Origin of the sequence: Salinicoccus kekensis (assembly GCF_900220995.1) — a bacterium.
GTDB classification, from domain to species: domain Bacteria; phylum Bacillota; class Bacilli; order Staphylococcales; family Salinicoccaceae; genus Lacicoccus; species Lacicoccus kekensis.
Map to the genome: position 1 here is coordinate 206037 of NZ_OBQF01000004.1, position 12746 is coordinate 218782.

The 12746-nt window shown below is 49.6% G+C and carries 13 protein-coding genes, 6 tRNA genes and 1 riboswitch; of the genes, 7 read left to right on the forward strand and 12 right to left on the reverse strand.

The window, feature by feature from the left end; all coding sequences use genetic code 11:
- Position 1: 1 nt before the first annotated feature.
- Complete coding sequence (locus CRN96_RS09265; protein ID WP_097041440.1) at positions 2-469, reverse strand: CtsR family transcriptional regulator; 468 nt, start codon at positions 467-469, stop codon at positions 2-4.
- A 216-nt stretch (positions 470-685) separates the two neighbouring features.
- Here CRN96_RS09265 and CRN96_RS09270 point away from each other — a divergent pair, with 216 nt between their 5' ends.
- Positions 686-1897, forward strand: a complete 1212-nt coding sequence (locus CRN96_RS09270; RefSeq protein ID WP_097041442.1) for a NupC/NupG family nucleoside CNT transporter — start codon at positions 686-688, stop codon at positions 1895-1897.
- Between the two features lie 65 nt (positions 1898-1962).
- Here CRN96_RS09270 and CRN96_RS09275 read toward each other — a convergent pair whose 3' ends face one another.
- Complete coding sequence (locus CRN96_RS09275; RefSeq protein WP_097041445.1) at positions 1963-2151, reverse strand: hypothetical protein; 189 nt, start codon at positions 2149-2151, stop codon at positions 1963-1965.
- A gap of 130 nt (positions 2152-2281) precedes the next feature.
- Positions 2282-2377, forward strand: a riboswitch (guanidine-I (ykkC/yxkD leader).
- A gap of 51 nt (positions 2378-2428) precedes the next feature.
- On the opposite strand from CRN96_RS09275, the gene CRN96_RS09280 reads away from it, so the two are divergent.
- Positions 2429-2764 carry a DMT family transporter gene (locus tag CRN96_RS09280; protein WP_097041447.1) on the forward strand — a complete coding sequence of 112 codons (336 nt, stop codon included), beginning with the start codon at positions 2429-2431 and terminating at the stop codon, positions 2762-2764.
- Entirely contained in the window at positions 2764-3078 is a 315-nt protein-coding gene (locus CRN96_RS09285) for a DMT family transporter (RefSeq protein ID WP_097041449.1), read from the forward strand. The genes CRN96_RS09280 and CRN96_RS09285 overlap by 1 nt, the downstream gene beginning before the upstream one ends.
- Before the next feature lie 36 nt (positions 3079-3114).
- Here CRN96_RS09285 and CRN96_RS09290 read toward each other — a convergent pair whose 3' ends face one another.
- Both CRN96_RS09290 and CRN96_RS09295 read right to left on the reverse strand, forming a co-directional pair.
- Entirely contained in the window at positions 3115-3591 is a 477-nt protein-coding gene (locus CRN96_RS09290) for an SRPBCC family protein (RefSeq protein WP_097041452.1), read from the reverse strand.
- Positions 3592-3704: 113 nt separating this feature from the next.
- Positions 3705-4697, reverse strand: a complete 993-nt coding sequence (locus tag CRN96_RS09295) for an MsnO8 family LLM class oxidoreductase (protein ID WP_097041454.1) — start codon at positions 4695-4697, stop codon at positions 3705-3707.
- A 220-nt stretch (positions 4698-4917) separates the two neighbouring features.
- Here CRN96_RS09295 and CRN96_RS09300 point away from each other — a divergent pair, with 220 nt between their 5' ends.
- From CRN96_RS09300 to CRN96_RS09310, 3 genes are read left to right on the forward strand one after another with little or no spacing between them, the layout of a single operon-like run.
- A complete protein-coding gene (locus CRN96_RS09300; RefSeq protein WP_097041456.1) occupies positions 4918-5760 on the forward strand; it encodes an ABC transporter ATP-binding protein in 843 nt (280 codons plus the stop codon).
- The gene (locus CRN96_RS09305; protein WP_097041457.1) at positions 5693-6472 is read left to right on the forward strand and encodes an ABC transporter permease; all 780 of its coding nucleotides are present in this window, start codon (positions 5693-5695) and stop codon (positions 6470-6472) included. Before CRN96_RS09300 ends, CRN96_RS09305 begins: the two co-directional genes overlap by 68 nt.
- A gap of 22 nt (positions 6473-6494) precedes the next feature.
- Positions 6495-7487 carry an ABC transporter substrate-binding protein gene (locus tag CRN96_RS09310; RefSeq protein WP_097041459.1) on the forward strand — a complete coding sequence of 331 codons (993 nt, stop codon included), beginning with the start codon at positions 6495-6497 and terminating at the stop codon, positions 7485-7487.
- Positions 7488-7992: 505 nt separating this feature from the next.
- Here the strand turns inward: CRN96_RS09310 and pdxS are convergent.
- The gene (pdxS, locus tag CRN96_RS09315; protein ID WP_097041461.1) at positions 7993-8853 is read right to left on the reverse strand and encodes a pyridoxal 5'-phosphate synthase lyase subunit PdxS; all 861 of its coding nucleotides are present in this window, start codon (positions 8851-8853) and stop codon (positions 7993-7995) included.
- Positions 8854-8954: 101 nt separating this feature from the next.
- Between pdxS and pdxR the strand changes: the two genes are divergently transcribed.
- Positions 8955-10289 carry a MocR-like pyridoxine biosynthesis transcription factor PdxR gene (pdxR, locus tag CRN96_RS09320; protein ID WP_097041462.1) on the forward strand — a complete coding sequence of 445 codons (1335 nt, stop codon included), beginning with the start codon at positions 8955-8957 and terminating at the stop codon, positions 10287-10289.
- Between the two features lie 24 nt (positions 10290-10313).
- Here the strand turns inward: pdxR and CRN96_RS09325 are convergent, their stop codons facing one another.
- From CRN96_RS09325 to CRN96_RS09355, 7 genes are all read right to left on the reverse strand, one after another.
- Positions 10314-11630: a CitMHS family transporter gene (locus tag CRN96_RS09325; protein WP_097041464.1), complete on the reverse strand. Its 1317-nt coding sequence runs from the start codon at positions 11628-11630 to the stop codon at positions 10314-10316.
- 165 nt (positions 11631-11795) lie between these two features.
- Positions 11796-11869: transfer RNA gene (locus CRN96_RS09330), tRNA-Ile, on the reverse strand.
- Between the two features lie 25 nt (positions 11870-11894).
- Positions 11895-11967, reverse strand: a tRNA-Ala gene (locus CRN96_RS09335).
- A gap of 29 nt (positions 11968-11996) precedes the next feature.
- Positions 11997-12078, reverse strand: a tRNA-Leu gene (locus tag CRN96_RS09340).
- Positions 12079-12088: 10 nt separating this feature from the next.
- Positions 12089-12162, reverse strand: a tRNA-Pro gene (locus CRN96_RS09345).
- Between the two features lie 56 nt (positions 12163-12218).
- Positions 12219-12293: transfer RNA gene (locus CRN96_RS09350), tRNA-Gly, on the reverse strand.
- A gap of 23 nt (positions 12294-12316) precedes the next feature.
- A tRNA-Val gene (locus tag CRN96_RS09355) sits at positions 12317-12392 on the reverse strand.
- Positions 12393-12746 lie beyond the last annotated feature (354 nt).

Consider the following 12746-nt stretch of genomic DNA (forward strand, 5'->3'; position numbering starts at 1 on the left):
ATCACTCCTCGGTGTATAGGATGACGTCGATAATGTTCAACAAAATTTTCGCCCTGAGCTGATCCCTGTACGGCAGTTCGATCATCAGCGACTCCCTGTCGAGGGCCGCATTGATGATTTTGCCTTCCTTCAATGTGATCACTTTGTTTTCATACATGGACTGGACGATATGCTGTGCATTCCGCTGGCTTAACCCGGTGCCTATCATCTGTTTTAAACGGGCAAGATATTCCGCTTTTGAATGTGTTTCGACTTTGGTGATCCGGATATATCCACCACCGCCACGTTTACTCTCTACAAGGTATCCGTGCTCATTGGTGAACCTCGTTTTTATGACATAGTTCAATTGAGATGGGACACAGTCGAATTTTTCAGCAATAGATGCACGCTTGATTTCAACGGCTTCGCCGTCGGAATCTGCAAGTAATTCCTTCAAATATTCTTCAATGATATCCGACATATTACGCATGCAATCACCTCTTTTGACCTTCTTTGACTAAAGTATACAGCCTGCGATATATTTTGGCAAATTTCCTGTTCAAAAAATAAAGTCTTTCTTTATTTTTGCAAACGTTTGCATTATAATGATTCGGTATCGCGTTTCAGCCTTTTATACTTTATAATGAAAAGCGAGACAGCATATACATATTTTACATCATATATTTTTATTTTGGAGGATTTTATCATGAGTATTGTAATGGGGATAGTCGGCCTGCTGTTCGTAATGTTACTCGCCTGGCTTGCAAGCAGCAACCGTAAGCTTGCGCTCAGGAAGTGGAAGAACATCCTGCTTCTGATTGCACTCCAGATCCTTTTCGCATTTCTTTTACTGAATACGACATGGGGTCAGACATTCATCGGATGGCTTGCCGCAGCCTTCGATCATCTGCTCGGCTTTGCCCGTGAAGGCGGATTGTTCGTCTTCGGCGACTTGATGACGGATGACGCAGGAGATCCGGTCAACGTATTCCTCTTTAATGTACTGGTTCCGATCATCTTCATATCGGCGATCATCGGCATCCTTTCCTACACCAGGATCCTGCCGCTCATCATCAAAGGCCTCGGTATCCTGTTGACGAGGATCACGGGACTGCCTTACATCGAGTCCTACAACGGTGCGGCTTCAATGATGCTCGGTCAGTCGGAAGTCTTCGTATCACTCAAGAACCAGCTGCCGAGGATGACGACCCCGCGGCTCTATACACTCGCAGCACAGGCGATGAGTTCCATCTCGCTCTCAATCGTAGGCGCCTTCTTCACGATGCTTGAACCGCAGTTCGTATTGATTGCGATTGTACTGAACCTGTTCGGCATCTATGTCATCGTACATATCATCAACCCTTACGAAGAGGAGATCGTTGATGACGGTGCTGAAATCTCCACCAAGCCGGAAGCGGGCAAGTCGTTCTTCCAGGTGCTTGGCGACTATATCATCGATGGTGGTAAAATCGTCCTGATCGTCGGCGCGATGCTGATCGGTTTCATCGCCCTGATCAATCTGCTCAATGAGCTGTTCCTGCTCATACCGGGATCGAACTTTACGTTCCAGGATATCCTCGGCTACATCTTCATGCCAATTGCGTTCCTGATCGGGATTCCATGGGAGGACGCCCAGATTGCGGGAAGCCTCATGGCGACCAAGCTGATCACCAACGAATTCGTTGCGATCGTGGAATTCCAGCCTATCGCTGAAGAAGTTTCAAGGAAAACACAGGCGATGCTTTCAGTATTCATGATCTCATTTGCCAACTTCGGCAGCATCGGCATCATCGCAGGCTCCGTCAAAGGTCTCCACAGCGAAAGCGGGGACAAGGTGGCAAGATTCGGCCTGAAGCTCGTATACGGCGCGACACTCGTCAGCCTACTTACAGCGGCTGTCGTCGGCTTCTTCTTTTAATTGATGAATCAAAAAAGAACGTCCGGGATTCGGACGTTCTTTTTCTGCACTGATTTAAAATATATTCAAGACGCGATGATGGTGAATATGCCCATCAGAATGATGGTGATGACGGCGAAAGCGATGAAATATTTTATGTAGCGCTGCCTGTGCTTTTTGAAATAGCCGCCGAACTGCAGGATGGAAAGCATCCCGCTGATGAGGAAGCCGGATATTGAGATGATGAGCAAAGTATACATGATTTCCAAAAGCATGGTTGTGTCCCCCAGTATGATTCATAGAATCATTGTACAGGAAATCCCGGAGGGCGGCACTGATAATCTGAGGGAAGCTCATGGTTTGAAAGAAGCAATTCCGTGTGCTAACATATGATTGAATATAGTGGAGAGAGTTCACTAGGGTTCCGCAGCACCGCTGGACTGGACCGAGAGTGAACCCATGGCAGAGGCCGTGACACGGAGGGATAAAAGCCTGGGAGATTTAAATATCTCCCAGGCTTTTTTTATTTAATGATCGAAAGGATTTGAATTTATGAACTGGATCAAAATCATCATCGCTTCGATTTTTGAAGTCGGCTGGGTCATCGGCCTGAACCATGCCGACAACTGGTGGCAGTGGGTGCTGACCCTGATTGCGATTTATATCAGCTTCTACCTGCTGATCGTCGCTTCCATGGAGCTGCCGGTCGGCACATCCTATGCGGTGTTCGTCGGACTCGGCGCGACCGGTGTCGCAATCACCGATTTCCTGTTGTTCGGGCAGCCGTTTACAGTCTGGAACCTCGTATTCATCGCAGTGCTGCTCGCAGGCGTCATCGGCCTGAAGATGGTCACATCGGAAGAACGCATTGAGGAGGCGGAAAAATAATGGCCTGGATACTTTTGATACTGGCGGGCATCTTTGAAATGCTCGGCGTCAACGCAATAAACGTCTATACGCATAAAAGGACGAAACTCGCACTCTTCGGCATAATCAGCCTCTTTGGCATCAGTTTCATCTCCCTGTCACTCGCGATGAATGAGATCGCCATGAGCACCGCCTATGCGGTATGGACGGGAATCGGTGCAGCAGGCGGCGCGATACTCGGCATGCTGTTTTATAACGAGCCGAAAAACTTTCCGAGGATCTTCTTCATCGCCCTCATCATCGGCAGTGCCGTCGGGCTGAAGGCGATCAGCTGATATGTAGCCCGCACAACAGTGCGGGTTTTTATTTTGTCAACGCCCCAGCTTCTCCCTCACCTTTTTCTCCAGAGTCTGGAAGGCTTCTTCGTCCATTTCCTTCAGTTCCCCGGTTTCGGCGATATGTTTTAAATTTTCGATCTGGAAATACCAGCCCGTGAAATCTTTGACGATGCCTTTGAATGCGAGAGGCATCCTTTCCTCGAATGTCACCCTGACATTGTCTTCGTCGATGTCATGCACTTCAAGACTGACGTCCCCCGGGTCCCATGTGAACATCAACCGTCTCGGTTCAGCATAATCCAGTATATATAAGTGATCATGTGTTCCGTCACCCTTTTCAAAAAACAATTTCTCGGGTCTCGGTTCATCTTCGAATGTCAATTCGGGAAACCATTTTTTACTGCCTTCCGTCGTGCCGAAAAAGTAGAATATGTCCTCTGTCGTCGCGTTGATGTCGATTTCAAGTTTCTGATATGCATTGTATTCGTTGGTGCTGTACTCGGTATTCATTGTGTTCATCCCCCTTGTATTTAATTATATTAGGCATACTCCAAGTATACCAAACTTCCTGAAAATTAAAAAAGCACAGGGATGATTTCCTGTGCCGGCAGTGATTTATTCTGTTACAAAAGTTCTTTTGCGAGCAGCCTGTATACATCCAGCCGCTTCTCCTGGGAATGCGGGATGCTGCATATCATCGCCTCTTCAAAACCGTACATCTCCTGCTCTTCCTTCAGCTGTTCCGCGACTTCTTTGGCGGAGCCGACCAGATGAAGCTTACGCCCCTCCCGAATGGCCATCTTATCCATTTCACTGAGTGGATAGTTCTGCGCCTCTTCCGGTGTCATCGTCTGGGTGATCCGGCCCTGCTGCATCATGAGCCTTGAAATGTCATACGGCAGCGCCTCGTATTCCGCTTCTTCGCGCGTCTCGGCCACTGTCGCCATATAGGATACATTGATCGCCGGCTTTTCCATCAGCGCCGACGGCTTGAACCGATTCTTGTAGAGATCAAGTATATCCTTTGAAAGTTCCCCGTTGAAGAACTGCGCGAATGAATATCCCGCCCCCATCTCGGCAGTTGCGATTGCACTGTTGCCGGTCGACCCGAGCATCCAAGCCTCAGGCCTTACGACATCTGCCGGGTATGCGGGTACCGAGCCGTACAGGCGGCCTTCCGGCACCTCATCATTCAGCAGCTGCATCGCGATCCGGAATTTTTCGTAGAGGTCATCCACTTTCGGCTGTCCGCCCTGTGCGAGTGCATACATCGCGAAGTGATCGCCACCCGGCGCGCGCCCTGCACCGAAATCGATCCGTCCCGGTGAAAACGCACTGAGCGTCTTGAACACTTCGGCAAGCTTTAATGGCGAGTAATGCATCATCATGACCCCGCCCGTACCGATCCGGATATTTTCTGTTTTCGCAGCAAGTCGTGCCGCCGTGATTTCCGGCGCCGAGCTCACATGTGATTTGGTGCCGTGGTGTTCAGCCATCCACATGCGGTGATATCCGAGTTCATCCGCAAGCACCGCAAGCTCCTCGGCTTTTATGAGTGCATCCGCCGACTTGTTCCCCATCGTGACCGGAGCCTGATCCAATACGCTTAATTTCATTTGAAGCCATCCTTTCAACTTTCCATCAGTTATTTTCCAAATTAGAAATAATATTATCAGCTGCCTGCCCCCCGTTCAATTTTACTGCCTGAAATAAAGTTCTGCCTCACTCTTCATACAATAGGAATATCAGACATGCGTCAAATTATATTGACTTACTAGGATATTATGGTTATTATTCCTATTGTATTGGTATGACTTTTTAGTGAGGTGAACGGACTTGAAAGTGGAATTGAAAGATGTACATAAAGAATTTAAAAAAGGTGACGGTCAGAAACTCCATGTGCTGGACGACATCAACTTCAATATTGAAGAAGGAGAGTTCGTCTCCCTCCTCGGACCTTCCGGCTGCGGGAAGTCGACGATCTTAAAATTGATTGCAGGGCTGGACAAAGCGACATCCGGGGACGTCCGCGTCAATGGTGAGCAGGTGACGAAGCCCGGCACGGACCGGATCGTCGTATTCCAGGAAGGCGGCTTGTTCCCCTGGATGACCGTGAAGCAGAACGTCACTTACGGACTGAACCTGAAGAAGATGTCCAAGGCCGAAGTGGAACAAAAAGCGGTCGAGGGTCTGCAGATGGTGCATCTCGGCAATTTTGCCGATGCCTACCCGCATGAGTTATCCGGGGGCATGAAACAGCGGGTGGCCATTGCGCGCGCCCTCGTGATGGATCCGGAAGTCCTGCTGATGGATGAGCCCTTTGCGGCCCTCGATGAACAGACAAGGCTCGTACTGCACAAGGAGCTTCAGAATATATGGCGGAAGACCGGCAACACGATCTTATTCATCACCCACAATATCCGTGAGGCGCTGACTTTATCGGACCGCGTACTTCTGATGAGCACGCGTCCCGGAAAGATAAAGGAATCCTTCACCGTCCGGGCTGCACGCCCGAGGGATCCGGCCGACAGTGTGATCGTCGATCTCGAAAAACGTGTGATGACGGAGCTTGAAATTGAAATGGAAAAAGTGTTGAAGGAGGAGTTTGGTGATGACTACAGTCTTAAGACGGATCATCTTCGTAGCGGTGATCATCGGGATATGGGAAGTAATATCTAAACTCGGATTCTTCCCGACATTCATGTTCCCTCCGATAATCATCCCGAATGAACCGGGCGGTGTCACGGTGATCGGCACATTGATCGGCAGCATCCTTTCCGGTCAGATCCTCACCGCAACAGGTACAACGCTTGCAAGACTGCTTGTAGGCTTCACGATCGCCGTCGTGCTCGGCCTGACTTTCGGATTCCTGATCGCCCGGTATAAGTGGGTCGACGACACCCTCGGATTCTTTGTGACTGCACTGCAGTCCATACCGAGCATCGTATGGTTCCCACTTGCGATCGTATGGTTCGGCCTTGGGAACGCGGCAATATTGTTCATCGTCGCCATCGGGGCGACATGGACGATGACGGTGAACTCGAGTGCAGGTTTCAAAAATGTGCCGTCGATTTACTTGAACGCGGCAAAGACGCTCGGATCCTCAGGTTCACACCTGGTCAGGACGGTCGTCATCCCCGCCTCCATCCCGCACATCATATCCGGCCTCCGGGTCGCGTGGGCCTTCGCATGGCGGGCAATCATGGCGGGTGAACTGCTCGGTTCGACTGGCGGCCTCGGCTACCTGCTCGACCTCGGACGTTCAATCCAGGCGATGGACCTTGTACTCTCCATCATGATCGTCATCGGCATCATCGGGACGATCATAGACAACCAGGTGTTCCTGCGCATGGAACGTGCAGTGGCGCGCCGATACGGCCAGACAGTCTAAATGAAAATCAGGAGGATATAAAATGAAAAAATTCATATTGGGCATCATCGCATTATCTTTGGCAGTCGTTGCAGGCTGTGGCGGTGCAGAAGAACCAGCTGAAGAAGTGAGGATCGGCTATTTCCCGAACCTGACCCACATCTCGACAGTCGTCGCACTCCAGAATGGTTACTTTGAAGAAGAATTCGGTGAGGATATCGCAATTGACACCATGACTTTCCCGAACGGCAGTGCTTTCATGGAGGCCATGTCAACCGATGAATTCGACATCGGCACGGTCGGCCCGTCACCTGCCACAACGACTTACATGAGAAATCCGGCACACTCCATCATTGCCGGTGCGGTCAACGGCGGTGCAGTACTTGCCACGGCTGAAGGATCCGGCATTGATTCTGTCGAGGATCTGGACGGCAAAAATGTCGCAGTCCCGACCATCGGATCCACACAGGACATCATGCTGAGGAAAGCCCTCCATGAAGTCGGCCTCGACATCGATGATTCCGGCGGGACGGTGAGCCTGAACCCTCAGGCGCCTGCAGACACTTCAACTTTATTCCTGCAGGGTGATGTGGACGCGGCAGCAACCCAGGAACCTTGGGGGGTTTTCCTTGAAAATCAGGCGAATGCAGACATCCTTCTGGATGAAGATGAATTCGGCTGGGGCGAAGATTCGACGATGACCGTGGTGACGGCAAGAGATGCGTTCACCGAAACGAATCCTGAGCTCACTGAAGCCTATTTGAGGGCGCACGTAAGAGCAATCGAGTTCATAAATGAAAATACCGAGGAAGCAGTCGGCATCTTTGTGGATCACATCACAGAGGTGACCGGCAGTGAACTGAGTGAGGAAGAGACGCTTGAAGCAAGCGACAGGCTGTATCCGACCCACGAGATAGACGAAGAGGTTCTCCAGGAAATGGCGACGATCAGCTTTGAAGCGGATTACATTTCAAGCGATGATATCGAGGGTCTGATTAATACAGAATTTATCGATAACGTGACATCAGAGGAATAAAAAGAAGCATAGCAAGGAGGCCAGGACAAATGTCCTGGCCTTTTCTGTGTTAATCCCCCCTGGAATGCCGGAAGCGCTCACTCATGTCTTAAACTTCTTCTAAGTGAGCAGCGGAACGCCGACAGTGCTCACTCAGCCCCGAAAATCCCTCTAAGTGAGCAGCGGAACGCCGACAGTGCTCACTCAGCCTTGAAAATCCTTCTAAGTGAGCAGCGGAACGCCGACAGTGCTCACTCAGCCTTGAAAATCCTTCTAAGTGAGCAGCGGAACGCCGACAGTGCTCACTCAGCCCCGAAAATCCTTCTAAGTGAGCAGCGGAACGCCGACAGTGCTCACTCAGCCCCAAAAATCCCTCTAAGTGAGCAGCAAAACGTCAGGAGTGCTCATTCGCTTCTTAAAAATGTCCTGAGTGAGCAGCAGTATACAGCCCCCGTATATAGGTCACCCACCTTCTCCCGCAAAAAAATGAGACCGGAACTGATGTCCCGGTCTCATTTTATTCGTGTCACCAGCCGCGGTCCTGCATCCTGTCAGCTTCGGCGAGTGTGCGTACATCAATGCCGGACATCGGGGTGCCGAGCTCTTTTGCCAGTTCGCCGATCAGTTTATAATCCTGGTAGTTCTCGGTTGCCTGGACGATCGCTCTTGCGAATTTCTCCGGCTGTTCGGATTTGAAGACACCGGACCCGACGAATACGCCGTCAGCGCCGAGCTCCATCATCAATGCCGCGTCCTGAGGTGTTGCGACGCCGCCTGCTGCATAGTTCACTACAGGCAGCTCGCCCTCTTCCCTGATCTGTTTGAGCACATCATACGGTGCACCCAGGTCTTTTGCGAATGTCATCAGCTCATCATCATTCAGGACGGTGATCATTTTAACCTGCTGGTTCACCTTCCTGATATGACGCACCGCTTCAACGATATTCCCCGTCCCGGGCTCGCCTTTCGTGCGCAGCATTTCAGCACCTTCGCCGATCCGGCGCGCCGCTTCGCCGAGGTCCCGGCAGCCGCAGACGAACGGCACTTTATAATCAGATTTCAACAGATGATATTCTTCATCCGCAGGGGTCAGCACTTCCGATTCATCGATGTAATCGACACCCATCGCTTCCAGTACACGCGCTTCTGAAATATGGCCGATGCGGCATTTCGCCATCACCGGAATGGATACGGCGTTCACCACTTCTTCTATGATGCGCGGATCTGCCGCACGCGCCACGCCGCCTGCAGCACGTATATCAGACGGTACACGCTCCAGTGCCATTACAGCCACCGCTCCTGCAGCCTCTGCGATTTTTGCCTGTTCAGCATTCACTACATCCATGATTACGCCTTTGTAAGGCATCGTCAGCTTATCTTGAGTCATTGTTCATCCCACTTCCTTATATTTTGTTCTTATGCTATATTCTAGTGTATTAACTGACTCTTAAAAAGTGTCAGAACGATTAATAATATAGGGGTCAGATGATGTATATAAAATTGGATGCAAAAAGTGAAGTAAGTTTATATGAACAAGTCTATCAGGAAATGAAAAGGCAGATTTTAAGCGGTGAACTAAAAAGCCGGGATAAACTTCCGAGCAAACGACAGCTTGAAATGGATTTGAATATCAGCATGACCACGGTTGAACGTGCCTATGCCCAGCTCCTTGATGAAGACCTCATCTACAGTGTGGAAAAGAGCGGATTCTTCGTATCTGAAATCGACCTGCTGAAAACTGCACCGAAAGAGACGCCCGTCATCACCAGGCCGGAGCCCGTCAATTATAACCTCAGCCTCGGCGCAATCGATACCACCATCGTCCAGAAAGGCATCATCAAACAGATTTCCAGGGAGGTATTCGGTGAGGAGGATCTGCTCAACCCCGGGGAGGACAGCGGCGAGCATGCCCTCAGAAAAGCGATTTTCGACTATCTTCATTTCAACCGCGGCGTCTCCTGCTCGATCGATCAGATCTTCATCGGGCCGTCGACGGAATATCTGCTGCAGCAGGCTTTATTTTTAATGGACTATCCAAAAATGACGATTGAAGATCCCGGCTACCCCATAGTTAAAAAAGTGCTTTCCCATTTGAAATTGTCGTGTGATATCGCAGAGGTCGAAGAAGACGGGATAAATATTGATGATGTCAAAAAACATGACAACCCTGTGGTCCACATCACCCCTTCCCATCAGTTCCCGAGCGGTGCCGTACTCTCCATGAAGAAGCGCGCGAAACTTCTGAACTATGCTTTTCTGAATGGCAAATACATCATTGAAGACGATTATGACAGTGAATTCAGATATACGGGGAAACCCCTGCCGTCACTCCAGGGCCTTGACCGGAATGAACGCACCATATATATGAGCACCTTCTCCAAATCACTCTATCCGTCGCTCAGGCTGTCGGTGATGGTGCTGCCGAAAATACTCGCAGAAAAATACTACGCTGAGAAGTTATCCTGCAATGTATCCAGGCAGATGCAGCATATCGTGGCGCGGTATATTTCAGAAGGTTATTTGAACAGGCATATCAACAGGGTGCGCAAAATATACTCAAGGAAGATGAAGGAGATCACGGACTGGCTCGGGGAACATTTCCCCCAGGTGAGGGTAAGCGGCGAACATACCGGCATGCATTTCGTCTTGAAGTGTCCGGGCAGGGACATCGGCCCGAATATTAAAGCTTACGGCCTGATCAGCAAAAACAATTATTCGGTGAGCGGTCATTTCAATGATGCAGTGATCATCGGCATCGGCGAAGCGAAGACGGAGGAGATCATCGCCACTCTCAGCCATTTTCTTACCGATGTATACAAATAAAGCTTTCCGGAAAGCTTTTTTGATTTAATACAGACCCAGGAGGAATCCAACTAAGAGGATCACCAGACTGAAACCCCAGATCCAGAAAAATGCATACTTGATGTATCTGCCCATCTCGATTCCTGCGAGCCCGACTGCAAGCCAAAGCGCAGGAGAAAAAGGACTGACGAATGTGCCGATGATATTGCCGATCAAGAGGGAATATGCGATTTCAACACTTTCCACACCAAGCGGGCTGACGATGCCTTCAACGATCGGAAGCAGTGCAAAGTAATATGCATCCGTATTCAACACCATATCAAGCGGCACACCAAACGCCCCCACGACATAATGGAGATAAGGGACGATGAACGCCGGAAGCACGCTGACCATGTCTTCAGCCAGGGACTCGAGCATGCCGCTGTTGTCCATGATGCCGAGGAACGTACCTGCTGCAAGGATGATGCTTCCCATCATAAGCGCGTTCGGGGCATGGCTCGCCAGACGGTCTTTTTGGACTTCCGCATCTGGATAGTTCACCAGCATGCCGATACATAAAGCGATCATAAAGATCAGGCCTGCCGGAAGGATGTTCGTCACCAAAGAGATGATGACGATTAAAACAAGGAGGAGGTTGAACCAGAGCAGTTTGGGACGTTCAAGGTTCTTCCCCTCGGACTCCGAACCGGTGTTGATGTTGCTTTCAAACATTCCGGCATTGTCCGTGTTGATGAGCAGCCCTTCCTTTTCTATCCTTTTCTTTTCCATCCAGCCGAGGAACGCAGCAAATCCAATCAACAAGATGATTGAAATGATCTGCAGAGGGATCAGGGGCGGCCACAGCTCTGCAGCATCCACCCCGAGCACTGCTGCTGTACGCCCAAGCGGTCCGGCCCACGGCACCATATTGATGATACTCGCACTTAAACCGATCAGCAGGACGAGCAGATAAGGACTCATATTGAGCTTCCTGTAGAGCGGCAGCAGCGCCGGTATCGTGATCAGGAATGTCGAGGCGCCCGCCCCGTCCAGATGGGCGAGTCCCCCGATGATTACAGTGACCATCGCCACAAGAATGACATTCCCCCGTGAGATTTTCACCATATTATGTATTAATGGATTGAACATGCCTGAATCCTGCATGATTCCGAAAAATAAAATCGCAAAGATGAACATGATGACTACCGGCAGGACGGAGGCGATACCTTCACTGAAAAAGTCGCTGATTTCTTCAAATCCGAAACCTGCGATCAGGGCCCCTGCCACCGGCACAATTGTGAGGGCGATGACAGGATGCACCTTCTGGGTGATCAATAAAGCAACAATCGTTGCGATGATTATAAAAGCGATGATGCTGAGCATAAATGAAACCCCTTTCCAAAATCTCAGCCCGCAAAGGCCAATAAAACTATTTTGGCAAAGGTCAAATTACTGGTCAAGTGCAAATTTTGAGAATATTGTAATCAGTAACATATATTTTAAAAAAGACAAAATTAAAAACGCACGGATATTTCCATGCGTTTTGAGTGGGCCTAAGTGGACTCGAACCACCGACCTCACGCTTATCAGGCGTGCGCTCTAACCGGCTGAGCTATAGGCCCTTCTTATGTATGTAATAAAAAAAAGTGGAGACTAGCGGGATCGAACCGCTGACCTCCTGCGTGCAAGGCAGGCGCTCTCCCAGCTGAGCTAAGCCCCCGTGTAACAAATATATTATGATAAAAATAATGCGGGTAAGAGGACTTGAACCTCCACGTCCGAAGACACTAGATCCTGATTCTAGCGCGTCTGCCAATTCCGCCATACCCGCGTTGTAAAAGTCGGGAAGACAGGATTCGAACCTGCGACCCCTTGGTCCCAAACCAAGTGCTCTACCAAGCTGAGCTACTTCCCGATAAGTTGTTTTAACTGCCTTCAAAAAAATAAAACGGCATAACCGCTTAATTAAAATGGAGCGGAAGACGGGATTCGAACCCGCGACCCCCACCTTGGCAAGGTGGTGTTCTACCACTGAACTACTTCCGCAATATGTAGACTGAATTTTAGAATGGTGGAGAATGACGGGCTCGAACCGCCGACCCTCTGCTTGTAAGGCAGATGCTCTCCCAGCTGAGCTAATTCTCCGTTCACGGGATGATGAATACTAATACATCATAATATACCACCCGTTACAATGTCAACACTATCTTAACATTTTAATGTGTAAAAAGGGAAAGCAGGTGGAAACCCTCAATTAAATTGAGTTTTCCCCCTGCTTTTGGGAGCTAATGTATTTATACAAAAATGTATAACAAGGTCAAAAGTGCTTCTGAAGATTCATGTCTTACATAACATAAAGGATAGGATCAACCGGCAGACTCTTTGTTCCAACAATTGTGAGTATCCCCGTCAACGCAATAACAGTAACTAAACGTCTTGCTTTTTTCATACTATCTCCCCCACCTTTTTGTGATATTTTAATTATACTACGAATATTCT